Below are 22,921 nucleotides of genomic sequence, written 5' to 3' on the forward strand. Positions count from 1 at the left end.
CTTGGTCTGTTACTTGCCGATGACGGCGAGCACGTCGCGCGAGCTGAGCACGAGGTACTCCTCGCCGCCGTACACGAACTCGGTGCCGCCGTACTTGCTGAACAGCACGGTGTCGCCCTCGCTGATGCCGGTGGGGACGCGGTTGCCCGCCTCCGTCACGCGGCCCTCGCCCACGGCGACGACGGTGCCGGTCTGCGGCTTCTCCTTGGCGGTGTCCGGAATAACCAGACCCGAAGCAGTGGTGGTCTCAGCCTCGGTGGCCTTGACCAGGATCTTGTCGTCAAGCGGCTTGATGTTCACGCTTGCCACAGTTCGCCTCCATGTGTGGATATCGGTGTCATTTGTCTGGCCCGAAAGTCACAGCCGTCGTCGCGGGTGCCGGCGTCACCTTGTGTGCCGAGTCGCCTCGACACACGAACCACTTAGCACTCTACCCATGGGAGTGCTAGCGCTTCAAGGCCCGGCCTGCGAGATGTCAGTGGGTGAGGTTCTCGACCATCAGCACCTGCAGCTCACCGACCAGGAAACCGAGGATCGCACCCACCATGATCAGGGTCTTCTCATCGGCCTGGAACGCGGGGCGCAGGACGCCCTCGAACTCCTCGGGTGTCATCGCGGCCATCTTCTCGATCATCGTGGCGCGAATGTCGAGCTTGGCGTCGAGGTAGTCGGTGGCCTCGCCGAGGATCACGGGCAGGGCGGTGACGAAGTCGTCGGCACCCGCCCGCGACATGGGGCCGATCTGCGTCATGTCGAGCCCGCCCGCGACCTTCCCCACGGGGCCGCCGACCGCGCTGCCCACGGCGCCCACCGCGTCGGCGACCACCCCGACCAGCGCGCCGACGGTGACGGGGCCGACGCCGATGCCGTCGAGCCCGGTGCTGCGGCGCAGCGCCTTCTCGATGTTCGGCATCTCCTCCTCGATCGCCTCGCGCAGCACGCCGGCCACCACGGTGACCAGTTGGTCGCGGTGCGGACCGGTGAACAGCGAGCGGACCAGCCGGTCGGAGGTGAGCACGCGGGCGGCGATGAGGCTGCCGTACTCCTCGGAGACCGCGATGCGGTGCTTGAGGAACAGGCCCTGCCATTCGACGAGGCCGAGGTAGCGCTTCGGTTCCTTGGGGTTGAAGATCAGGCGCAGCGCGGCCCAGTCGGTGAACCAGCCGGTGAAGAGGCCGAACAGCGGCATCACCCAGGGGTTGCGGAACACCGCCCAGGCGGCGGCCTGCAGGATGCCGATGAGGAAGCCGAAGACCAGGCCGCTGCGCCGGATGAAGGCGAACTCGCGCCGGCCGACGTCGAGGAACATCTTCTCCAGCAGGTCCGGATCGGCGAGCACCTCCCGCGTCACCATCTCCTTGAGATCGAAGACCTCGTCGAGGTTGTCGCGGATGGCGGCCACGAGCTGCGGCACGAGCGACCGGGCGATCACCTGTGCGCGCTGCACCACGAGGTCACGGCCGGTGCCGGGCAGCAGGTTCCACAGCGCGGGCTGGTACTCGGCGGCTACCACGGGCACGATGCGGGCGACTTCGCGGCGCAGGGCGCGCTCCATCCGGTCGCCGAGTTCCTCGGGATCGACCTTCTCCAGGATCTCGGAGGCGGAGACCAGGCGGTCAGTGAGGGTGTCGCACAGCACCTCGACCATCTGCGGGGCGCGCTTGGGGATGATGCCCTGCCAGCCGAGCTTGCCGATGCCCCTGAACTGCTGCGGCCGGAACATCATTCGGATCGCAACGATCTTGGTGCCCCAGCCGATGAGCGCGGCGATGATCGGCATCGACGCGTAGATCGGCCAATTCCGTTGCAGGTCGGCGGTGATCGCTGCCCAGGACTGCATGGCGACACAGTACGCACGCGGCGCAGCCCCCGGGGCCGGTTAGGAGGACTCGGATCGCACCTGGTCGACGTACCGAACGAGGCCGTCGACGAGCCGGTCGAGCCCGAAGACGTAGGCGGCGTCACCGTCGTGGGCGGCACCCATCGCCTCGCCCGCGGCGGTGCCGACGCGGGAGGCGAGCGGATAGTCGGCGGGGTCGATGACCGCCGCGAGGGCTGCGCCGTAGTCGGCCCACCACTGCGCCGGGGTCGCGGGATCCGGTCGGCGCGCGGCCTCGTCGCGCGCTGTCCCGCGGACGAAACCGAGTACCTGGTTCAGGCACAGGTCCATGGGCACGTCGTCGAGCCCGAGCCCGTCGAAGACGGCGAGTTCGGTCTCGTACTTCCCGACGGTGCCGGGCCCCAGGACGGGACTCTCAAGCGGCGCGTCGGTGAGCCAGGGGTGCGCGCGGTGGGCGGCCAGGTTGCGGTCGGCGAGTTCGCGCACCGATTGCGGCCAGGGCTGATCGATGGGTCCGGCCGCGTGCACCTCGGCGTTGACGGCATCGGTCATGAGGTCGAGGAGGCGCTCTTTCCCGTCGGCGTAGGTGTACACGGCCATCCGTGAGGCGCCGACCTCCTCGGCGATCCGGCGGATGGTGGCGGCCGCGAGGCCCTCGGCATCGGCGATCCGGATCGCGGCCGCGACCACGGTGTCCACGTCGAGCCGGGACTTGGGCCCGCGGCGCGACGGCTCGGGCACGCGCCACAGCAGCCGGACGAAGCGCGCGGCGTCGGATTCGGTCACGGGAACAATCCTGCCACCCCACGCGTTAAACTCATGTCATTGTCCGCTAATTATGCATCGGAGAGCCCATGAACATCACCTCACACACCCTTTCGCTCAACGTCGCCGACCCGATCGCCTCCGCGGAGTTCGTCCGCCGCCACTTCGGTTACACCCCGCAGATGAGCTTCGACGGTGTGGAATCGGTGGCGGCACCGGACGGCGGACCGTCGATCGTGTATCTACGCACGGGCCTGTCCACGTTCAAGCCCGAGAGTCAGGCCGGTTCAGCGACCGGCCTACTCGTGGTGTTCACCGTGGACGACATCGACACGCAGTACCAGCGGCTGCGGGCTGCCGGGGCGCCGGTGGTGACGGCCATCGAGACCGAGCCCTGGGGCGAGCGGTACTTCCAGACCGCCGACCCCAACGGCGTCGTCTATCAGCTGGTGCAGTGGGTCACCGCCGACGGCGAGCCTCCCCGCTAGCTCGACGACGCGCGCCCCCGGCTTCGAAAGCCGGGGGCGCGCAGCGTTATCGGGCGTCAGTCGACCAGCTGTGGAGCCGGAGTGGCCTGGGCCTGCGGCCGGGAGAGCCCGAGGACGACGGCGGTGCCGGCGATCCCGACCACGGTCAGGCCCACGATCACCGTGATGGCGGTGGTCATGCCGGGCAACAGCTGCCCGGGCTCGGCGGCGACGTGCCCACTGGTGGTGATCGCGGTGACCACGGCCATCATCACCGCGCCGCCCACCTGGATGAAGGTGTTGAGAAGGCCCGAGGCCAGACCCTGCTCATCGTCGTCGACACCTGCGGTGGCCTGCGAGTTCACCGCCGGGAAGGTGAGTGCGAAGCCCACGCCCAGCAGCAGAATGGTGGGGAACAGGAACACCCAGTAGCTGGCGCCGGGCTCGGCGCGCAGGAACCAGGCGTACGCGCCGAGGAAGGCGAGCAGGCCCACCGCGACGAGCACGGTGCTGTTCACCCGGTCGAGCACGGCGTCGATCTTGGTGGCCGAGGCCACCACGAGCAGGCCTGCAGGTAGGAAGGCGAGCGACATCGCCACCGGGCTCCAGCCGAGCGAATCCTGCACGTACAGCGTCACCAGGAACTGGAAGGCCGCGTAGCCGCCGAACATCACGAATCCGGCGAGGTTCGCGTGCACCAGCCGCACCGACTTCAGGATCGACAGGCGCACCAGCGGGTGCGGGTGCTTGAGCTCGATCACCACGAAGGCCACGGCCAGGAGTGCGGCCACGGTGAACAGGGTGAGCACGGTGGCGGAGGTCCAGCCCAGGCCGGGCGCCTGGACCACGGTGTACACCAGCAGGAGCAGGGCACCCGTGGAAGTGAGCGCGCCCGCCACATCGAATCGCTTGAGGGCGAACTTCTCCGACGGTGCGGCCTTCGGGATCACCTTCCAGCCGAGCACCACGAGCGCGAGAGCGATCGGGCCGGGGAAGAGCAGGGTGAGCCGGTAGGAGACCTCGGTGAGCAGGCCGCCGAAGACGAGGCCGAGAGAGAAGCCGGAGGCACCGCACACGGTGTAGATGGAGAAGGCCTTGTTGCGGGCGGGCCCCTCGGCGAAGGTCGTGGTGATGATCGACAGTCCGGCGGGCACGGTGAAGGCCGCGGCCACGCCCTTGATGAAGCGCAGCGCGATCAGCACGGCGGGCACGTCGATGAAGGCGGTGGCGACGGAGGCGATACCGAAGACGAGCACGGCGCCGAGGAAGACGGGGCGGCGGCCCAGCAGGTCGGCGGCGCGGCCACCGAGCAGGAGCAGACCGCCGTAGCCGAGCACGTAGCCCGAGACGATCCATTGCAGGGCCGCGGGTTCCATGCCGAGGGCGGCCTTGATGGAGGGCAGTGCCACGCCCACCATCGAGATGTCGAGGGCGTCCAGGAAGAGCGCGCCGCAGAGGACGAGCAACAGGAGCCAGGTGCGGGAGGTCCATCCGGTCGGCGAGGTCACGTGGAGCGACGGTGCGTCGGACCCGGTGGGCGCTGTCGGGTTCTCGTGTGTGGTGGTCACGAGCGAGAACTCTATGCGCATGCATTCAATGTGTCTACATTTATTTCTTAGGAATATTTTGCGCGCGCCCGGTGTAGCATGTGGCCATGACGGTCAAAGGCGACATCGCGCCGGCGGCGGAGGCGGGCCCCGAGTCCGAGGCCGACGAGGCGCTGGCCGCGCAGTGGCACCAGCTGATGCGCGACTACGCGCGCATGTCGTGTGCGCTCGACCGGGCTCTGAGCGCCCACGACCTCACCTCGTCGGAGTTCGAGGTCCTGGAGCAGCTCGCCCGGGCCGGCACCGACGGCCTGCGCATGGCGGATCTCGCCGAGCGCGTGCACCTGTCGCAGTCGGCACTCTCACGACTCGTCGCGCGACTGGAACGGGACGGCCTCGCCGCCCGCTCGATGTGCTCGAGCGATCGCCGCTCGGTTTTCACCACCATCACCGAGGAGGGCGGGCGCCGCTACGCCGACGCCCGCCCCACTCAGCGGTCCGTGCTCCGCGCGGAGGTCGCCACCTGCCGGGTGGGCGAATACCTGTGCGGCGAGGAGAATTCCGCGAACTAGCTCGCAGTCCCGGCCACGGCGGCGTCGATCAGATCAGCGATCTCCGCGGGGTGCGAGGCGAGCGACGCGTGGCTGGCCTCGAGCTCGATCACGCCGCGGGGTGCGATCCGCTCCGCCATCCGACGCTCGTTGTCCGGGTGGATCATCCGATCCTCGGTGGACACCTGGTACCAGCTGGGCTTGTGCCGCCACGCGGGCTCGGTGATCGCATCACCGAAAGTGGATGCCAGCGGCGCCTTCTGCGTGACCGCCATGACCAGCGCCTCGTCGGCGGAGAGGTCCTGGGCGAAGTTGGCGTGGAACTCGTCCTGCTTGATCCACAGGTAGCCGTCCGAATCAGGGGCCAGTGCCGCCGCACCGGCCGGCGGGTTCTCCTGAGTGATGCCGCCGGGGCTCTCCCCCGCATCGGGGGCGAAGGCCGCGACGTACACCAGTCCGACGACATTGGGCAGGTTACCCGCCTCGGTGATCACGGCGCCGCCGTAGGAGTGGCCCACCAGGATCACGGGCCCGTCGACCTGCGCCACCATCTTGCGGGTGCGCTCCGCATCGTCCGCCAGCGAGGTGAGCGGGTTCTCCACGGCGCGCAGCTCGGGGTAGCCGCGCTTGCGGAGTTCGACGATCACTCCGGCCCAGTGGGCGGCGCCGCCCCAGAAGCCGTGAACGAGGACGATGGTCGGCTTGTCAGTCATTGCGTGTGCCCTTCCGGTGATGCGAACTATGCTGTGCACGACCCAGAGTAGAAGGATGTTCAGTCAAACAACATGCCTGAATCGACGTATTTCTTTGCAGATCGTCCAGACGTCTCCCGCCCTGATGCCCTGTCGGAACTCCTCCGATCGGTGCGGCTGTACGGCGTTCGCGCGGCACGATACGTGTCCGAGGGACCCTTCAGCGAGCACGTCGCAGACCGGCGGTTGGTCTATCTCGCCGTCTCCGCCGGGCTCACCGTTCGGGTGGGCGATGCCGATGTCCCCCTCGCGCCGGCGGATATGGTGCTGCTCGCCCGCGGTGACGAACACTTGCTCCACGGCACGGGAGCCACCGAGTGGGTGCGAGGCGAATTCGACGTCGACTCCGCCGTGGCCGACCCGGTGCTGTCCGTCCTTCCCCCGCTGATCCGCTGCGCCGCCGACGACCCCGGCGCGCAATGGCTTCCGCTGAGCCTGTACCTGCTGCTCGATGAGGCGAAGAACCCGCGTCCCGGCGGGGATGTGATGTCGTCCCGGATCCTGGAACTCTTGTTCATCCACGCCCTCCGCCATTGGGCCGCAACCGGTTCCGAATCGAATCCGGGCTGGCTCACCGCTGCGATGGATCCGAGCATCGGACCGGCCCTGACGGCTGTGCACGCGCATCCGGACCGGCCGTGGACGGTGGCGGAGCTCGCCGAGGTCGCGATGCTGTCCCGATCGGCCTTCGCGGCGAGGTTCACCCGGCTGCTCGGCGTGGCACCGGCGGCGTACGTGACCGACCGGCGGCTGGACCGTGCGGCCGAGCTGCTGCGGGAATCCGATCTGCCGGTCGGAGAGGTCGGGCGCGCTGTGGGCTACGGGTCGGAAGCGGGCTTCAGCCGGGCCTTCTCACGGCGGTACGGCGCGTCGCCGCGTCGCTGGCGCACAGGGGTGGACGGCTAGCGCGGCGCGTCGTCCGCCCGGTCCGGGCGCGCGGCGTAGACCGCACCCACTGCCAGCAGTGCCACGCCCACCACGAGGAAGGCGATCACCCGGACCACACCGTCGAGCGAGGCCAGGTCGAACAGGAAGAGCTTTGCGACTGCCGCGCCGATCATCACCAGTCCGGCGACGGTGGTCGCCGGGCCCGTGCCCGGACGGCGCACGAGCACGGCTGCGGCGCCGACGGCCATCCAGGTGACGGTGGCGAGGCCGTGGCCCCAGCGCATGCCGGCCGGGCCGGCAACGGCCCAGCCCGCGTTGACCAGCAGCACGGTGGTGGAGCCGAGGATGATCGCGCCACCGGCGATGAGGATGGCGGTGCGCCGTTCGGCGGGCACCGCGCCCGATCCGCGCCACACCAGGACGGCGCCGAAGGCGATACCCAGTGCGGACGCGACCAGGACGCCGGCGGATCCCGCGTAGCGCACGGTCTCGGACGATGTGGCGAGCACGGTGGCGCCGAAAGTCCCTACACCGAGCAGGATTCCGATGCCACCGAGAATGCATCCGCACGTCATGGCCACCCGGTCGCGCGCGCCGGCCGAGAGCGCCACGGTGCCCGCACCCAGGAGCGCGGCGGGAATCCACACCGTCGGCACGAGGACCGCGATCCCCGCCAGCGCGGCGACCGTGGCGGTGCCGAACCACGCGGCGCGGACCCCGATCACGGTGCCGGGCAGCAGACCCATCGCCACCGCGCCGGCGATGAGGGCGGCCACCCCGCCGGCCGCGGCCCACGCGGGCGCCCCGGGGAGCGCGACGAGCACGGGCAGAGCAGCGATCATGCCGCCGGCGACGAGCGGCAGGGCGCGACCGTCACGGGCACGCGGATCGGCGGCGGCGAGCAGGCCCACGGTCGCGCCCAGTACGGCCGCACCCAGGGCGGGGAGCGCCTCGGCCGAATCGGCGGCCAGGGCGAGCACCGCGAGCGTGCCGGAGGTTCCCACCGAGCGGACCAGGTGCAGCCATTGCCAATCCGCGGGGCGACGCACCCCGATCGAGGCGATCGCCAGGATCACCGTGAATCCGCCGAGGAGGTACCCGGAGTCCGCGAGCGGCGGCGCCAGCGGATAGATCGGTGCGAAGACGGCTATACCGAGCCACTGCGAGTTCCACCGCGACGCGAGCCAGAGCCCGCCGAGCGCGATGAGCCCCGAGAGCGCCAGGCCGACGGCCGGATTCACCCAGTGGTAGATACCGGTGATCGCCACGGTGTCGAGGTAGGCGGCGGCCACACCCGTGGCGGCGAGGGCGCTGGCCCCCACGGTCCCGCCCGGGCGGCGGTGCAGCCAGAGCGCGGTGCCGAGCAGTCCCGCGGCCAGTGCGGTGCCGAGGCCCACGCGCACGGCCGGGCCGAGCAGCCCGGCCTGGGCGGCGAGCACGAGCAGGAGCGCGACGCCCACCAGCGTCACCAGGACCCCGGCGCCGGCGAGCACTCGCCCCACGGTGAAGGGCGAGGCCGCGCTCGGCGTCGCCGCGGGCGCGGGCGCGGAACCGGGGCCCGGCGTCCAGACGGGGCCGGACACACCGATGATGGGCCGGGCGGGCGGCACGGGCCGGGGAGCGGGCAGCGGCGCCGGGAGCGGCCGGGCCGGGACCTGTGCGGGAACAGGGGCGACGGTGCCGCGCGGGTCGCGGGCGATCTCGCCGAGCTCCACCTGCATCCATTGCAGGCGGCGCACGGTGATATCGAGCTCGGTGGCGAGCCGGGCGATCCGGGAGTCGGTTGCGGTCATGCCTCAACGATCCCGGACCCGGCCCGCCGCCGGATGCGTACGACTACTCAGTCGCGCGGGGTACTTCCCGCCAACTCCTTCTCCTGCGCCTGGTCGGCGGCATCGCCACGCGGGATGAAGACGGCGATGACGGCGGCCACCAGCGCGGCGACGGCGGCCACCACGAAGATGGTCTGGAAGGCGCCGGCGGTGGGGATCACATGGCCCGCCATGGTGACCGACTTCGCCGAGATGATGGCCGCGGCGACGGCGGAGCAGATGGTGGTGCCCAGCGAGCGCATCAGGGCGTTGAGGCCGATCGCCGCACCGGTCTCGTTCGGAGGCACGGCCGACATGATGATCGTGGGCATCGCGGCGTAGGCGATGGCGACACCCACGGTGCCGACGACGCTGGCCAACGACAGCTTCCACGCGGCGTCCATCATCAGGTACGCCAGCACGTAGCCGAAGGAGACCACCAGGGCGCCGATCGCCAGGGTGTAGGTGGGCCCGATCTTGCGGATGAGGATGCTGGAGACGGGCGCGAAGATCATCATCATGATGCCGCCCGGCATCATCCACAGGCCGGCCTCGAGCAGCGACTTACCGAGTCCGAATCCGGTGGCGGTGGGGTACTCCATGATCTGCGGTACCGCCAGCATCATCGCCATCATGCCGAAGCCGATGGTGATGGTCGCGATGTTGGTGATGAGCACCCGCGGACGGGCGGAGGTGCGCAGGTCGACGAGCGGATCGTCGTGGCGCAGTTCGTAGGCGCCCCAGGCGAACAGCACCAGGACGCCGCCGATCCCCAGGGTGAGGGTGCCGACCGAGGTCCAGCCCCAGTCGTTGCCCTTGCTGATGGCGACGAGCGTGCCGACCAGTCCCACGGCCAGACCGAGGGTGCCGATCACGTCGATCCGGCCACCCACGCCGGGGGCGCCGTTGGGCAGCACGAAGACCACCGCCGCGAGGATGAGCAGCGCCAGGCCGGTGGAGACCCAGAACAGCATGTGCCAGTCGTAGGTCTGCGCGATCCAGGCGGAGAGCGGCAGGCCGATGGCGCCGCCCACGCCGAGGGTGGCGCTCATCGCGGCCACGGCGGTGGCGGTCATCGACGGCGGGGTCACCTCGCGCATCATGCTGATGCCCACCGGGATGAAGGCCATCGCCAGGCCCTGCAGTACGCGGCCGACGAGCATCATGAGCAGACCGTCCGACAGTGCCGCCGCCAGCGAGCCAGCCACCAGGAGCACAGCGGTGAGGATCAGGACGGGGCGTTTGCCGATCATGTCGGCGAGCCGGCCGCCCACGGGCATGGCGACGGCGGCCGCGAGGAGGGTCGCCGTGATCACCCAGGAGGCGTTCGCCGACGAGGTGTTCAGCAACTGAGGCAGTTCGGGCTGGATGGGGATCACGAGCGACTGCATGAGCGCGGCCACCATGCCGCCGAAGCACAGGATGATCACGGTCACGAGGGGGTGATTGCGGCGGGAAGCGCCGGAATCAGGCGCAGCGGACTGGGCCGCGGCGGAAACATTGCTGGTCACAGGGCAGTCCTTCGGACGATTCCACATGCATGTGTGTAACATACATATTGTTGTTGCCTGCAACCATATGCCCCGGAACGGGCGGCGTGCAACACGGACGATCCGGACTGCGGGCAGAATCGGAGCTGATATGGACGACGCGGCGCGGCGCCTGGAGCGCGAGATCAACACACTCGGGCAGCATCTGCGTGCGCGGCCGAAGTCGATGGAATTGCGCCTGGATCGCTCGGCCTACCTCGTGCTGCTCCTGCTCGACTGCAACGGCCCGCAGACGCTCAAGGAGATCGCGACGGCGATGGAGTTGGAGCAGTCCACCGTGAACCGGCAGGTGAACCGCGCGATCGATCGCGGCCTGCTGGAATCGGTGACCGCCGAGGCGGGGCCCCGGCTGATCCGCGCCACACCGGCGGGCGACGAGGCCTTCCAGCGCGACCGCGAGGTGAAGCTGCGGGGTATCGCGAGCATCCTGGGTGACCTCGACCCCGAGCATCGGGAATCCCTGATCTCCAGCCTGGTCGCCCTCAACGCGGCGCTCGAATCCCGGAGCGGGCGGGGCTGATCCGCTACACCTTGCTGCGGCGCACCGACAGGCCGGGATCGGTGGCCGCGCGCAGGTCCGTCGGCCTGGGATCGGCATCGATCACGTGCGCACCCAGGGTCGCGATCATCACGCCGTTGTCGGTGCACAGGCGCGGTTTCGGCACGCGCAGCTCGAAACCCGCAGCGTCGCAGCGCTCCTGAGCGAGCGAACGGATACGCGAGTTCGCAGTGGCGCCGCCGCCGAGCACAAGCGTCTCGACGCCCGTGTCCTGCGCCGCACGGATCGCCTTGAAGGTGAGGACGTCCGCGACGGCCTCCTGGAAAGAGGCGGCGATGTCCTCGACCTGCAGGGCGCGCCCCGCGGCCTTCTCGGCCTCCACGTGCCGGGCCACCGCCGTCTTGAGACCGCTGAACGAGAAGTCGTGGCGGGCATCCTGCTGCCGGGTCATGGCGCGCGGGAAGCGAATCGCGTTCGGGTCACCGCGCTGCGCCAGCTCGTCGATCACGGGTCCGCCCGGGTAGCCGAGGCCGAGCAGCCGCGCGACCTTGTCGAAGGCCTCCCCCGCGGCATCGTCGACGGTGGTGCCGAGCTCGGTGATCGGGGCCCCCAGATCGGTGACGTGCAGCAGATGCGTGTGCCCGCCGGAGACGAGCAGCGCGACGCAGGGCGGCATCGGCCCGTGTTCGAGGGTGTCGACGGCGACGTGTCCGCCCAGGTGGTTGAGGCCGTAGAAGGGCACGTCCCAGGCCGCGGCGTAGGCCTTCGCGGCGGCGACACCCACCAGCAGCGCACCGGCCAGCCCTGGGCCGATGGTCACGGCCAGCGCGTCCGGGCGCTCGACGCCGGCGGTCGCGAGGGCGCGGCGCATCGTCGGGACGATGGCCTCCAGGTGCGCGCGCGAGGCCACCTCGGGCACCACTCCCCCGAATCGGGCGTGCTCGTCCTGCGACGATGCCACCTCGTCGGCCAGCAGGGTGGCGGTGCGGGTTCCGGCGTCCCAATCGACGATGCCCACGCCGGTCTCGTCGCACGAGCTCTCGATCCCCATCACGATCATCGGATCGGCTCCCTCTTCATGGTGTACGCATCGGCACCGGACGGCCGGTAGTAATTCTTCCGCGTGCCGACGGTGACGAATCCGTTGCGCTCGTACAAGTTTCGGGCGGTGTCGTTGTCAGTGCGCACCTCCAGGAAGACGGCGCCGCCGTGCTTGTCGGCATCGTCGAGCAGTCGCCGCAGCAGGGCGTAGCCGATGCCCCGGCCCTGGTACCGCGGATCGACCCCGATGGTGTGCACCTCGGACTCGGGGAAGAAGGTGTTGCCCAGCAGGCCGAGTCCGGCGTAGCCGATCAGTTCCCCGCCGTCACGAGCGGCGTAGAACCGGACGTCCTTGTGATCCGCCTCGGAGCGGAACGCCGAAGCGGGCCAGGGATTGTCGCCGGGGAACAGGATCTTCTCCAGGTCGGCGCAGCGCTCGGCATCGTCGGCGCGGAGCGCATCGATCACGATGTCAGCCACGCGAGGCCATCTCCACGGCGTCGGGCCGGCGCAGGTACAGCGGCACCAGGGGCTGCGGCGGGGTGCCGATCAGGTGGCGCCCCACGGCCACCAGGGTCTGCGGTGTGGGCGAGCCCTCGACCACGGTGGCACCCGCAGCGTCCAGTTCGGCGGGCTTGATCACGCCCGGCCCCTCCGTGCGTTCGCCGTCGCGGTAGCGGGCCCAGTAGACCTCCTTGCGGCGGGCGTCGGTCACGACGAGGACATCGCCGGGATGCCCGTGCGCGATCGCGTCCAGGCTGCACACACCGTGCACCTCGATGCCGAGCGCATCGCCGAAGGCGGCGCCGGTGGCCATACCGACGCGGAGTCCGGTGAACGGTCCCGGGCCGCAGCCCACGATCACGGCGCCGAGATCGGAGCGCTGCAGCCCGGATTCGGCGAGGCATTCGAGGATGAACGGGGTGAGCACCTCGGCGTGACCGCGGGAGTGCGTCTGTCCGCGCTCAGCGAGTACCCGGCCGGATTCGAGGTCGACGATGCCCACCGTGAGCGCCGGTGTGGCGGTATCGAGGGCGAGCACGAACATAGGTGCAGGTTACCGCCTCGGGGCCGCCCGCCCCGAATCCGTGAGCTGGGCGGCATCCGGTTCGTTCGGGTCGACGGTGCGCCCACCTTCGTCTCGCTGGACCGGCTGACACTGTCAGTGGAGGGGCGCACGATGGGGACATGAGCAACGAATCCCTCGACGATTGGGCTCCGCTCGTGCGGGGCCTGCGCACCCGCTTCCGCACCGGCGATTTCGCCACCGGCCTCGCCCTGGTCACCGAGTTCGCCGCCGCGGCGGAGGAGGCGAACCACCATCCCGATCTCACGCTCACCTACGGCCACGTGGACGTATTGCTCTACAGCCACGATGCGGGCCGGGTCACCGATCGGGACCGCACCCTCGCGGCGCGGTACTCAGAGCTGGCGCGCGCCCGCTCCGTCCCCGCCGAGCCGCTGGCCCTCACCGTCGTCGAGCTCGGCCTCGACACGGCGGACCAAGCGGTGATCGCGCCGTTCTGGGCGGCCGTACTGCGGCTCGAGGCGAAGCAGGGGAAGTACGAGGAGTTCGAGATCCGCGCGCATGACGCCGACGCCGTGCTGTGGTTCCAGGGCACCGAACCGCACGACCCACCGCGGCAGCGGTTCCACCTGGACGTGTGGGTCGATCCACGCGAGGCGCAGCCGCGGATCGCCGCCGCGCTGGCGGCCGGCGGGCGCCTGGTCACCGACGCCTACGCACCGTCGTTCTGGGTGCTCGCGGACCCCGACGGCAATCACGCCTGCATCTGCACCGTGACCGGGCGGGACTGACCGGGGCCCTGCTCACTCGGTCGTATCCACGACCGCGGTCCGCAGATCGTCCCGTTGCGCCGGCTCCTCCTTGTGGTCGAAGGGATCGGCGTCCGGGGTGTCGTCCTTGGGGACGGCCTTCGTGGAACCACTGCCCGAGGTGCTCGAATCGGCACTGCCCTTGCCGGGGCTGCTTCCACCCGGGGTGACTCCGCCCGAACTGCCGGTGGGCGACTTGGGCGGATCGGCGACACTCGGGTCGGCCGTCGTGGCGTCGTGAGCCTTGTCGGTGCTGCCGCCGGTGTCGGACTTGGTCGGCGCCTCTCGCTGCGTGCTGTCCGCGGGTGTCGTGGGCTTGTCCGCCCCGCCGGCCCGAGCCGCATCGTTCGCCGCCTTCTCCGCAGCCGCGGCCCGGTCGGCAGCATCGGCCGCGGCCTTCTCCGCGGCCGCACGGTCGGCAGCGGAGCGCTCCGCACCGTCGCGGTCCACCGGGGGTTTCGACGCCTCCTGGGCCGCCTTGTCCGCGGCATCCTTGGCCTTGGCCGCATCGGCCGCGGCGGCCTTGGCCTCCGCATCGGCCTGAGCGGCGTCCCGCGCGGCATCGGAGGCGGCCTTATCGGCGGCAGCGTGCTCGGCGGCTTCCTTATCGGCATTGGCGCGCTCGGCCGCAGCCTTATCCGCAGCCTCCTTCGCCGCCGCTGAGGAATCCGCAGCCGCCTTATCCGCCGCAGCCTTATCCGTGTTCGCCTTCTCGACCGCGGCCTCCGCCGCTGCCGCCTTATCAGCGGCTTCCTTCGCCGCCGCCGACGAATCCGCAGCCGCCTTATCCGCCGCAGCCTTGTCTGCGTTCGCCTTATCCGCGGACTCCTTCGCCGCCGCTGCCTGCTGTGCCGCTGCGGCCTCCTTCGCAGCCGCGGCGTCCTTCGCTTCCGCGGCGCGATCCGCGGCGGCCGAGCTGTCGGCCAGCGCCTGGTCCGCCTTGTCCTTGGCGGCCCGCGCCTCGTCGGCTGCTGCGGCGGACCGGTCCGCCGCTTCCTTGTCGGCAGCCGCCTTCTGCGTGGCGTCCGCTGCGGCCGCGTCCGCCTGCTTCTGCGCCTCAGCGGCATCGGCGGACGACTTCTCCGCCGCCTTCTGCGCCTCGGCCGACTTGTCCGCCGCCGCCTGGTCGGCAGCCGCCTTGTCCTGCGCTTCCTTCGCCTTCTCGGCGGCCTTATCCTGTGCCGCAGTGCTGTCCGCGGCCGACTTCTCAGCGGCGTCGCGGGCCTGCTCGGACTCGTCGGCCTTCGCCTTATCGGCGGCGGCCTTCTCGGATGCGGCCTTGGCCTCATCGGCGGCGTCCGCAGCGGCCTTATCGGCGGCCTTACGTTCGTCGGCGATCTTGCTCGCGTCCGATGCCGCTTGGTCTGCTGCGGCCTTATCCGCGGCAGCCTTATCGGAGGCGTTCTTGGCCGAGTCGGCCTTCTCCGCGGCCGCCTTATCCGCCGCCGCGCGGTCCTCCGCAGCCTTATCGGCAGTGGCCTTGTCCGCCGCCGCCTTATCGGACGCCGCCTTGGACGCGTCCGCGGCAGCCTTCTCGGCTGCGGCCTTATCGGAGGCGTCCTTCGCCGCATCGGCGGCGGCCTGATCAGCGGACGACTTATCGGCGGCGGCCCGGTCGGCGGCAGCCTGATCAGCGGCCGCCTTGTCCGCGGCGGCCTTCGAGGCCGCGTCCGCATCGGAGCTGGCCTTCGCCGCGTCCGAGGCCGCCTTATCGGCTGCGGCCTTCTCTGCGGCGGATTGATCCGAGGCAGCCTTGGCCGCGTCGGCCTTATCGGCGGCGTCCTTACGTGCGGCATCGGCCCGCTCCTGCGCCGCAGCAGCATCCGCCGCAGCCTTATCCGCCGCATCCTTCGCCGCCGCAGCCTCATCCGACTCCGACTTCGCCTTCGCCGCCGCATCCGCAGCAGCCTTATCCGCCGCAGCCTTCTCCGACGCCTCCTTATCGGCAGCCGCAGCAGCATCACGCGCCTTCGCAGCCTCATCGCTCGTACTCGCCGCATCCGCAGCGGCCTTATCCGCCGCCGCCTTGTCCGCAGCCGCCTTATCCGCCGCCGACTTATCAGCCGCGGCCTTATCCGCCGCCGCCTTATCCGCAGCTTCCTTATCCGCCGCCGACTTATCCGCAGCAGCCTTATCGTCGGCAGCCTTCTTCGACGCCGCATCCGACGCCGCAGCAGCATCCGCCGCAGCCCTCGCCGCATCCGCCGCATCCTTATCCGCAGCCGACTTATCCGCCGCAGCCCGATCCGACGCCGCCTTATCGTCCGCAGCCTTCTTCTCCGCAGCATCCCGCGCAGCCGCAGCATCCGACGCAGCCTGCGCCGCATCCGACGCCGACTTATCCGCAGCCGACTTATCCGCCGCCGCCTTATCAGCAGCAGCCTTCGCATCCGCCGCCCGATCCGCCGCCGCCTTCGACGCCGCATCCGCATCCGAACTGGCCTTCGCCGCATCCGCAGCCGCCTGATCCGCCGCCGACTTATCCGCCGCAGCCTTATCCGCCGCAGCCCGATCCGACGCCGCCTGATCCGCAGCCTTCGACGCCGCATCCGCCTTCGCCGCAGCATCCTTCTCCGCAGCATCACGCTCCGCAGCAGCCTTCTCCGCCGCAGCCTTCGTATCCGCCGCCTTCTGCGCCGCCGCAGCATCCACATCCGTCTTACCGGCCACATCAGCCGCCGCAGCATCCGCCGCCCGCTGCGCCTGATCCGCCTCCGCCGCAGCCTTATCCGCCGCAGCCCGCGCCTCATCCGCAGCCGACTTATCCGCCGCAGCCTTATCCGCAGCCGCCTTCGCAGCAGCGTCCGCCTGCTCCTGCGCCGCCTTAGCATCCGCCGCAGCCTTATCCGCAGCATCCTTCGCAGCCGCAGCCTCATCCGCCGCCGCCTTATCAGCAGCAGCCTTCTCCGACGCCGCCTTCGCAGCAGCATCCGCCTGCTCCTGCGCCGCAGCAGCATCCGCAGCAGCCTTATCCGCCGCATCCTTCGCCGCCGCAGCCGCATCCGACTCCGACTTCGCCTTCGCCGCCGCATCCGCCGCAGCCTTATCCGCCGCCGCCTTCTCCGCCGCCTCCTTATCGGCAGCCGCAGCAGCATCACGCGCCTTCGCAGCCTCATCGCTCGTACTCGCCGCATCCGCAGCGGCCTTATCCGCCGCCGCCTTGTCCGCAGCCGCCTTATCCGCCGCCGACTTATCAGCCGCGGCCTTATCCGCCGCCGCCTTATCCGCAGCTTCCTTATCCGCAGCCGACTTATCCGCAGCAGCCTTATCGTCGGCAGCCTTCTTCGACGCCGCATCCGACGCCGCAGCAGCATCCGCCGCAGCCCTCGCCGCATCCGCCGCATCCTTATCCGCCGACGCCTTATCCGCCGCAGCCCGATCCGACGCCGCCTTATCGTCCGCAGCCTTCTTCTCCGCAGCATCCCGCGCAGCCGCAGCATCCGACGCAGCCTGCGCCGCATCCGACGCCGACTTATCCGCAGCCGACTTATCCGCCGCCGCCTTATCAGCAGCAGCCTTCGCATCCGCCGCCCGATCCGCCGCCGCCTTCGACGCCGCATCCGCATCCGAACTGGCCTTCGCCGCATCCGCAGCCGCCTGATCCGCCGCCGACTTATCCGCCGCAGCCTTATCCGCCGCAGCCCGATCCGACGCCGCCTGATCCGCAGCCTTCGACGCCGCATCCGCCTTCGCCGCAGCATCCTTCTCCGCAGCATCACGCTCCGCAGCAGCCTTCTCCGCCGCAGCCTTCGTATCCGCCGCCTTCTGCGCCGCCGCAGCATCCACATCCGTCTTACCGGCCACATCAGCCGCCGCAGCATCCGCCGCCCGCTGCGCCTGATCCGCCTCCGCCGCAGCCTTATCCGCCGCAGCCCGCGCCTCATCCGCAGCCGACTTATCCGCCGCAGCCTTATCCGCAGCCGCCTTCGCAGCAGCGTCCGCCTGCTCCTGCGCCGCCTTAGCATCCGCCGCAGCCTTATCCGCAGCATCCTTCGCAGCCGCAGCCTCATCCGCCGCCGCCTTATCAGCAGCAGCCTTCTCCGACGCCGCCTTCGCAGCAGCATCCGCCTGCTCCTGCGCCGCAGCAGCATCCGCAGCAGCCTTATCCGCCGCATCCTTCGCCGCCGCAGCCTCATCCGACTCCGACTTCGCCTTCGCCGCCGCATCCGCAGCAGCCTTATCCGCCGCAGCAGCGGCTTCGGCGATGGCCTCGCGCTCCGCCTTCGTCGCATCGGCGGCGGCCTGATCCGCGGCTGCCTTGTCCGCCGCGGCCCGGGCGGCCGCATCGGGGTCGTTCGGGTTCTTCGCGGCATCGGCGGCGGACTTGTCCGCCTTGTCCTTAGCCGCAGCGGCCTTGTCCTTGGCCGCCTTCACCGCGGTGTCGTCGTAGTCGACATTGCCCACGGCCGCAGCGGAGGCGTCCGCCGCCTTATCCGCGGCGGCGGACTTGTCGGCCGCATCGGCGGCGGCCTTATCAGCCTGATCCTTCGCCTTGTTCGCCTTGTCGAGGGCGTCGCGCGCGCCGGCTTCCGCGGCGATCGCGGCCTGCCGGTCCTTGTCCGCCGCGGCCTGGTTGGCCGCGGCCTTATCGGAGGCCGCCTTCGCGGCGTCGGCATTGGCGTCGGCCTGGTCCTGCGCCTTCTTGGCCGCATCGAGGTTGGACTGCGCCTTCTTGATCCGCTGCAGCAGGATCTTGTCGAGCGCGTTGTAGATGAGGCCCTTCTCGGCGTCGTCCAGTTCCTTCTGGCGCTGGTCCACCAGATCCTGGGCCGCCTTGGCGTCGCTGTCGGCCTTCTTGCTGGCGTTAGCCGCGTCCGCGGCCTTCGCATCCGCCTCCGCGGCGGCGGCCTTCGCCTGCTCGATGGCCGCGACCTGCGCCTGAGCCTCCTGCTGCGCCTTCGCCGCGTCCGATGCGGCCTGATCCGCGCTGGCCTTATCGGATGCCGCCTTCGCTGCCGTCTGCGCATCGTCCAGCGCCTTGTTGGCCGCGATGGAGGTCGCCTGCGCGGTCGCACTGTCTGCGGCCGCTTGATCGGCCGTCGCCTTATCGGCTGCAGCCTTATCGGCGGCCGTCTTCGCCGCTGCCTCGGTCTCGCTCTTGGTCTGCGCGGCCTGATCCGCCGCGCGCTTGGCGTTCTCCTCGTCGGCGGCCGATTTGTCGGCGGCCGCGCGGCTCGATGCCGCGTTGTCGGCGGCGGTCTTCGCCGCTGCATCCGCCGCCGCGCGCTGATCCGCTGCCCCGTCTGCCGCCGACTTCTGCGCTGCCGCATCGGAGGCCGACTTCTGGGCTGCGGCCTCGGCTGCGCTCGCCTTGCCCGCGGCGTCCGAGCTCGCCGCGGCCTTATCCGCAGCGGCCTTATCCGCCGCCGCCTTCGCCTGCTCCGCCTGGGCCTTCTCGGCGCTCGCCGTGTCCGCTGCGGCCTTGGCATCCGCAGCGGCCTGCGCCGCCGCCTGGTCTGCGGCGGTCTTCGCAGCAGTGGCCTCGTCCGCCGCGGCCTTCGCCGCATCCGCGTCGGACTTCGCCTGATCCGATTGGCCCGCCTTGTCGGAGGCGGCCTTCTCCTTGTCGCCCGCGGCCTGAGCGGCGGCGGCCTTGTCATCGGCCGCCTGCTTCGCATCGGCCGCGGTCTTCTCCGCCGCGGCTTGCGATGCGGCGGCGGCATCCGCCTCGGACTGTTGCCGCGCGGCGTTATCCGCAGCGGCCTGAGCAGCGGCCTCGCGGTCCTTGGCCGCCTGCGCCGCATCGGCGGCGTCCTGCCGAGCCTTCTCGGCATCCGCAGCGGACTTGTCCGAGGCATCCTTCGCCGCCGCGGCCCGGTCCGCGGCCGCCTGTGCTGCAGCAGCTTTATCCGACGCGGCCTGTGCCGCATCCGCCGCCGCCTTGGCAGCCGAATCCTTCGCCGCCGCAGAGCCGTCCGCCGTCGCACGATCCGCCGCAGCCTTATCCGACGCCGCCTTCGCCGCCGCATCCGCATCGGACCGGGCCTTCGCCGCCTCCGCAGCCGACTTCTCCGACGCCTCCTGCGCCGCCCGAGCCTTATCGGCGGCTGCTGCCGCCTCGCTCGCCCGGTCCGCGGCCACCTTGGCGGCGGCATCCTTCTGCGCCGCGGCATCCGCCGCCGCCGCACTACTCGCCGATGCCTGTTCGGCGGCCTTCGCGGCAGACTCCGCGGACGCCGCCGCGGCGGCCGAGTTGCTCGCCGCCGCTGCCGCCGCAGCCGCCGTCTCCGCCGCGTTCTTGTCGGCAGCCGCCTTCGCGGCATCGGCGGAAGCCTTGTCCGCCTGCGACTTCTCCGCCGCTGCCTGATCAGCAGTCGCCTTATCGGCGGCGGCCTTCGCCGAGGCCTCCGACTGGTCCCGAATCGTCACCGCATCGGCGGCGGACTTCTGGGCCGCCGCCTCATCGGCCGCAGACTTCTGCGCTGCGGCGTCCGCTGCGCTCGCCTTGTCCGCGGCGTCCGAACTGGCCGCGGCCTTCTCAGCAGCGGCCTTATCCGCGGCGTCCTTGGCCTGTTGCGCTTGCGCCTTCTCGGCGTTCGCCTGGTCTGCGGCCGCCTTGGCATCCGAGGCCGCCTGCGCCGCGGCCTCATCCGCCGCAGTCTTGGCGGCGGCGGCATCGTCGGCCGCGGCCTTGGCCGCATCCGCATCAGTCTTCGCCTGGGCCGACTGATCCGCCTTATCAGCGGCCGCCTTCGCCGTGTCCGAGGCCGCCTGCGCCGCGGCATCCGCCTGGGACTGATTGCCGGCGGCGTCCGCGGCGGCCTTCTCGGCAGCTGCTTGATCGGCGGCTGCCTTATCCGAGGCCGCCTGCTTGCGGTCCGCCTCATCGGCGGCGGACTTCGCCGCCGCATCGCGGTCCTGCGCGATCTTCGCGGCGTCAGCGGCCGCCTTCTCCGCGGCCGCCTGATCGGCGGCAGACTTGTCCGCCGTGTCCTTCGCCGCCGCGGCGGCATCCGCCGCGGCCTTCGAAGCGGCGTCCTTATCCGAGGCCACCGACGCCGCATCCGCCGCCGCCTTGGCAGCCGAATCCTTCGCCGCCGCAGAGCCGTCCGCCGTCGCACGATCCGCCGCAGCCTTATCCGACGCCGCCTTCGCCGCCGCATCCGCATCGGACCTGGCCTTCGCCGCCTCCGCAGCCGACTTCTCCGACGCCTCCTGCGCCGCCCGAGCCTTATCGGCCGCGGCGGAGGCATCGGAGGCCTTGTCGGCCGCGTCCTTCGCGGCGGCGTCCTTCTGCGCCGCGGCATCCGCCGCCGCCGCACTACTCGCCGCGGCTTCCTCCGCCGCCTTCGCGGTCGCGTCCGCCGTGACCGCCGCAGCGGCCGAGTTGCTCGCGGCATCTGCTGCGGCAGCGTTCTTCTCGGCCGCGTCCTTATCGGCCTGCGCCTTCGCATTGTCGGCGGCGGACTTATCCGCCTGTGCCTGGTCCGCCGCCGCCTTATCGGCGGCCGCCTTGTCCGAGGCGGCCTTCGCGGCGGACTCCGCCTGATCGCTCGCCTGCGCCGCGTCCGACGCCGCCTTCTGCGCCGCCGACGCATCGTCGGCGGACTTCTGTGCAGCAGCCTCCGCAGCATCGGCCTTCGCCGCGGCGTCGGTGCTGGCCGCGGCCTTGTCCGCGGCCGCCTTGTCCGCGTCTTCGCGCGCCTTGGTCGCGGCATCGCTGTTCGCCGCGGCCTTGTCGGCGGCGTCCTTCGACGCGGCTGCCGCATCGTCGGCGGTCTTCTGGTCGGCCGCCTTATCCGCGGCAGCCTTCTCGGCCGCATCCGCAGCCTTCTGCGCATCCGCCTGCTCCGCCGCGGATTTATCCGCCACGGCCTTGTCGGCGGCGGCCTTATCGTCGGCGGCCTTCTGGTCGGCCGCCTTATCCGCGGCAGCCTTCTCGGCCGCATCCGCAGCCTTCTGCGCATCCGCCTGCTCGGCGGCGGACTTATCTGCGGCGGCTTTATCCGCCGCTGCCTTCTCGGAGGCTGCCTCGGCGGCCTTCTCGGCCTCCTCGTGCTTCGGATCGTTCTGCGCCGCTTCGGCGGCCTTCGCCGCCTCCTCGGCCGCGGCCGCGGACTTGTCCGCCGCCGCCTTATCGGAGGCCGCCTTATCCGCGGCGGCCTTCTCGGCATCGTCCGCGCGCTGGCGGTCCGCGGCGGCATCGGCCGCGGCCTTATCCGCCGCCGCCTTATCCGCTGCGGACTTGTCCGCAGCGGCCTTATCGGCCGCGGCCTTCTGGTCCGCGGCATCCTTCGCTGCGGCGCGATCGGCGGCTTCCTTCTGTGCCGCGGCCTTGTCGGCGGCAGCCTTCTCCGCTGCGGCGGAGGCCTTCTCGGATTCCGCCTGCGCCTCGGAAAGCCGGTCCGCCGCCTCCTTCGCGGCCGCCGACTTGTCGGCTGCTTCCTTATCGGCCGCTGCCTTGTCCGAGGCCGCCTTCTCGGCAGCGGCGGAGGCCTTCTCGGCGGCATCCTTGGCCGCGGCGAGATCGTCCGCCGCGCTCTTCGCGGCGGCGTCCTTCTCGGCCGCGTTCTTCTCGGCAGCGGCCTGATCGGCAGCGGCCTTCTCGGCGGCGGCCTCCGCGTCCTTCGCAGCCTTGTCCGCATCGAGGAAACGGCGGGCGGCGTCGGCTGCCTTCTGCGCTGCGGCGTCCGAGCTCTTGTTGGCCGCATCCGCGGCAGCGCGGGCGCGCTCGGCGTCGGCGGCGGCGCTGTTGGCCGCGATGCGAGCTGCGATGGCGTTCGCCCGCGCGATCAGGGTGTAGTCCGCGATCCGGGGACCGACGGGATCCACCGGGCGGCCGTCGATCACGGCACTGATCGCACCGATGCCGATGACGCGTGGGCCCAGCGCACCGTCGTAGTCGCCCTTGGGGCTGGTGCAGTCGATCTCCATCGGGCTGAGGATCGGGCTGATGCCGGGCTGTACGGGACGCTTGACGTAGCAGCCCGGGACCACCTCGGTGATGCCGTTGCCGCCGGGGGCCGGGGTGCGCGGTCCCGCACCGTTCCCGCCGTTCGCGACCCCGGTGGCGCCGGCCGTGGCCGGACTCCCGCCCTGGCCCGCACCGGTCGCCGCCGAACCGGCCGCCGGGCCGGCCTGGTCGGTGGCCGCGGTCGGTGGCGCGTTTCGCGTATCACCGTCCGCCGTGCTCTGATTCCCGCCGTTGGTCCCACACGCACTTGCGGTGATCAGACCCACGACGGCGACACCTGCGACTACTGCCCGCGACTTAGTCATCTTCTGCAACCTTTACTACACAGACTTGAAGATAGACTTTACCCATACTTCCGATTTTTGCAGCCCCGAATAGGACATATCACCGCAGGAAACGTGAACTGCGACAAAACTGTCCCGACGCGACATTCAGAGGTCATACGTCGTTGGCCGTACGG

16 protein-coding genes are annotated in these 22,921 nt (G+C 70.9%); 5 read left to right on the top strand and 11 right to left on the bottom strand.

Annotated elements, in window-relative coordinates:
• Positions 1–9: 9 nt before the first annotated feature.
• From groES to TTY48_RS04745, 3 genes are all read right to left on the bottom strand, one after another.
• Complete coding sequence (gene groES / locus TTY48_RS04735) at positions 10–309, bottom strand: co-chaperone GroES (RefSeq protein WP_220656406.1); 300 nt, start codon at positions 307–309, stop codon at positions 10–12.
• 166 nt (positions 310–475) lie between these two features.
• On the bottom strand, positions 476–1,840 hold the full coding sequence (locus TTY48_RS04740; RefSeq protein WP_220656407.1) for a DUF445 domain-containing protein: 1,365 nt from the start codon (positions 1,838–1,840) through the stop codon (positions 476–478).
• 39 nt (positions 1,841–1,879) lie between these two features.
• Positions 1,880–2,626, bottom strand: a complete 747-nt coding sequence (locus TTY48_RS04745) for a TetR/AcrR family transcriptional regulator (protein ID WP_220656408.1) — start codon at positions 2,624–2,626, stop codon at positions 1,880–1,882.
• Positions 2,627–2,694: 68 nt separating this feature from the next.
• Between TTY48_RS04745 and TTY48_RS04750 the strand changes: the two genes are divergently transcribed.
• The gene (locus TTY48_RS04750; protein ID WP_220656409.1) at positions 2,695–3,093 is read left to right on the top strand and encodes a VOC family protein; all 399 of its coding nucleotides are present in this window, start codon (positions 2,695–2,697) and stop codon (positions 3,091–3,093) included.
• A 56-nt stretch (positions 3,094–3,149) separates the two neighbouring features.
• Here the strand turns inward: TTY48_RS04750 and TTY48_RS04755 are convergent, their stop codons facing one another.
• On the bottom strand, positions 3,150–4,661 hold the full coding sequence (locus TTY48_RS04755) for an MFS transporter (RefSeq protein WP_220656410.1): 1,512 nt from the start codon (positions 4,659–4,661) through the stop codon (positions 3,150–3,152).
• A 65-nt stretch (positions 4,662–4,726) separates the two neighbouring features.
• Here TTY48_RS04755 and TTY48_RS04760 point away from each other — a divergent pair, with 65 nt between their 5' ends.
• The gene (locus TTY48_RS04760) at positions 4,727–5,191 is read left to right on the top strand and encodes a MarR family winged helix-turn-helix transcriptional regulator (protein ID WP_220656411.1); all 465 of its coding nucleotides are present in this window, start codon (positions 4,727–4,729) and stop codon (positions 5,189–5,191) included.
• Here TTY48_RS04760 and TTY48_RS04765 read toward each other — a convergent pair.
• Positions 5,188–5,883: an alpha/beta hydrolase gene (locus TTY48_RS04765; RefSeq protein ID WP_220656412.1), complete on the bottom strand. Its 696-nt coding sequence runs from the start codon at positions 5,881–5,883 to the stop codon at positions 5,188–5,190. The two genes, TTY48_RS04760 and TTY48_RS04765, sit on opposite strands and share 4 nt — an antisense overlap.
• A 72-nt stretch (positions 5,884–5,955) precedes the next feature.
• Between TTY48_RS04765 and TTY48_RS04770 the strand changes: the two genes are divergently transcribed.
• Complete coding sequence (locus TTY48_RS04770; protein WP_220656413.1) at positions 5,956–6,828, top strand: AraC family transcriptional regulator; 873 nt, start codon at positions 5,956–5,958, stop codon at positions 6,826–6,828.
• On the opposite strand, the gene TTY48_RS04775 is transcribed toward TTY48_RS04770, so the two are convergent.
• Entirely contained in the window at positions 6,825–8,603 is a 1,779-nt protein-coding gene (locus tag TTY48_RS04775; RefSeq protein WP_220656414.1) for a DUF2339 domain-containing protein, read from the bottom strand. The genes TTY48_RS04770 and TTY48_RS04775 overlap by 4 nt on opposite strands.
• 47 nt (positions 8,604–8,650) lie before the next feature.
• Positions 8,651–10,159, bottom strand: coding sequence for an MFS transporter (locus tag TTY48_RS04780; RefSeq protein ID WP_374758681.1), 1,509 nt, complete (start codon positions 10,157–10,159; stop codon positions 8,651–8,653).
• Positions 10,160–10,262: 103 nt separating this feature from the next.
• On the opposite strand from TTY48_RS04780, the gene TTY48_RS04785 reads away from it, so the two are divergent.
• The gene (locus TTY48_RS04785) at positions 10,263–10,691 is read left to right on the top strand and encodes a MarR family winged helix-turn-helix transcriptional regulator (RefSeq protein ID WP_220656416.1); all 429 of its coding nucleotides are present in this window, start codon (positions 10,263–10,265) and stop codon (positions 10,689–10,691) included.
• Positions 10,692–10,695: 4 nt separating this feature from the next.
• Here the strand turns inward: TTY48_RS04785 and tsaD are convergent, their stop codons facing one another.
• The 3 genes from tsaD to tsaB are packed head-to-tail and all read right to left on the bottom strand — an operon-like array spanning position 10,696 to position 12,759.
• Positions 10,696–11,730 (bottom strand): tRNA (adenosine(37)-N6)-threonylcarbamoyltransferase complex transferase subunit TsaD, encoded by a 1,035-nt coding sequence (gene tsaD, locus TTY48_RS04790; RefSeq protein ID WP_220656417.1) that lies wholly within the window; start codon positions 11,728–11,730, stop codon positions 10,696–10,698.
• A complete protein-coding gene (gene rimI / locus TTY48_RS04795) occupies positions 11,727–12,191 on the bottom strand; it encodes a ribosomal protein S18-alanine N-acetyltransferase (protein WP_220656418.1) in 465 nt (154 codons plus the stop codon). The genes tsaD and rimI overlap by 4 nt, the downstream gene beginning before the upstream one ends.
• Entirely contained in the window at positions 12,184–12,759 is a 576-nt protein-coding gene (gene tsaB, locus TTY48_RS04800; RefSeq protein WP_220656419.1) for a tRNA (adenosine(37)-N6)-threonylcarbamoyltransferase complex dimerization subunit type 1 TsaB, read from the bottom strand. The genes rimI and tsaB overlap by 8 nt, the downstream gene beginning before the upstream one ends.
• Positions 12,760–12,899: 140 nt before the next feature.
• Between tsaB and TTY48_RS04805 the strand changes: the two genes are divergently transcribed.
• On the top strand, positions 12,900–13,529 hold the full coding sequence (locus TTY48_RS04805) for a 4a-hydroxytetrahydrobiopterin dehydratase (protein WP_220656420.1): 630 nt from the start codon (positions 12,900–12,902) through the stop codon (positions 13,527–13,529).
• Between the two features lie 12 nt (positions 13,530–13,541).
• Here TTY48_RS04805 and TTY48_RS04810 read toward each other — a convergent pair whose 3' ends face one another.
• Positions 13,542–22,766 carry a hypothetical protein gene (locus tag TTY48_RS04810; RefSeq protein ID WP_220656421.1) on the bottom strand — a complete coding sequence of 3,075 codons (9,225 nt, stop codon included), beginning with the start codon at positions 22,764–22,766 and terminating at the stop codon, positions 13,542–13,544.
• Positions 22,767–22,921 lie beyond the last annotated feature (155 nt).

This window comes from Tsukamurella sp. TY48 (assembly GCF_019656655.1).
Taxonomy (GTDB): Bacteria; Actinomycetota; Actinomycetes; order Mycobacteriales; family Mycobacteriaceae; genus Tsukamurella; species Tsukamurella strandjordii.

Excerpts from the sequence above, each read along its gene's own strand:
- tsaB (WP_220656419.1), bottom strand. The coding sequence starts at position 12,759 with ATGTTCGTGCTCGCCCTCGATACCGCCACACCGGCGCTCACGGTGGGC.
- TTY48_RS04760 (WP_220656411.1), top strand. The coding sequence starts at position 4,727 with ATGACGGTCAAAGGCGACATCGCGCCGGCGGCGGAGGCGGGCCCCGAG.
- TTY48_RS04750 (WP_220656409.1), top strand. The coding sequence starts at position 2,695 with ATGAACATCACCTCACACACCCTTTCGCTCAACGTCGCCGACCCGATC.
- TTY48_RS04810 (WP_220656421.1), bottom strand. The coding sequence starts at position 22,766 with ATGACTAAGTCGCGGGCAGTAGTCGCAGGTGTCGCCGTCGTGGGTCTG.
- TTY48_RS04775 (WP_220656414.1), bottom strand. The coding sequence starts at position 8,603 with ATGACCGCAACCGACTCCCGGATCGCCCGGCTCGCCACCGAGCTCGAT.
- TTY48_RS04765 (WP_220656412.1), bottom strand. The coding sequence starts at position 5,883 with ATGACTGACAAGCCGACCATCGTCCTCGTTCACGGCTTCTGGGGCGGC.
- TTY48_RS04755 (WP_220656410.1), bottom strand. The coding sequence starts at position 4,661 with ATGCGCATAGAGTTCTCGCTCGTGACCACCACACACGAGAACCCGACA.
- TTY48_RS04805 (WP_220656420.1), top strand. The coding sequence starts at position 12,900 with ATGAGCAACGAATCCCTCGACGATTGGGCTCCGCTCGTGCGGGGCCTG.
- TTY48_RS04740 (WP_220656407.1), bottom strand. The coding sequence starts at position 1,840 with ATGCAGTCCTGGGCAGCGATCACCGCCGACCTGCAACGGAATTGGCCG.
- tsaD (WP_220656417.1), bottom strand. The coding sequence starts at position 11,730 with ATGATCGTGATGGGGATCGAGAGCTCGTGCGACGAGACCGGCGTGGGC.
- TTY48_RS04785 (WP_220656416.1), top strand. The coding sequence starts at position 10,263 with ATGGACGACGCGGCGCGGCGCCTGGAGCGCGAGATCAACACACTCGGG.
- TTY48_RS04770 (WP_220656413.1), top strand. The coding sequence starts at position 5,956 with ATGCCTGAATCGACGTATTTCTTTGCAGATCGTCCAGACGTCTCCCGC.
- TTY48_RS04780 (WP_374758681.1), bottom strand. The coding sequence starts at position 10,159 with ATGTGGAATCGTCCGAAGGACTGCCCTGTGACCAGCAATGTTTCCGCC.